The following is a 278-nucleotide window of genomic DNA, read 5'->3' on the forward strand; positions in this document are numbered from 1 at the left end:
GGCTGCACCGCCAGCTTCGTCTCCCCGCAGGGCCTGGTGGTGACCAACCACCACTGCGCCTATGGCGCGATCCAGCTGAACTCGACCGCCGGGAAGAACCTGATCAAGGACGGCTTCAACGCCCCGACCACGGCCGATGAACTCAGCGCCGGCCCGAACGCGCGCATCTACGTGCTCGACGGCATCACCGACGTCACCGCCCCGGCCAAGGCCGCGCTGGCCATCGCCGGCGACGACGCGCTCAAGCGCACCCGCGCGCTGGAGGCGTTCGAGAAGGC

Annotated in this window: 1 protein-coding gene; it reads left to right on the forward strand. The window is 70.1% G+C overall.

Translation table 11 applies throughout. The features are described 5' to 3' along the window. On the forward strand, positions 1-278 hold a 278-nt coding region (locus tag SB822_RS56675; RefSeq protein WP_410859050.1), incomplete at both ends, for a S46 family peptidase.

The sequence above is a fragment of the Paraburkholderia sp. SIMBA_054 genome (assembly GCF_046534875.1).
GTDB lineage: Bacteria > Pseudomonadota > Gammaproteobacteria > Burkholderiales > Burkholderiaceae > Paraburkholderia > Paraburkholderia hospita.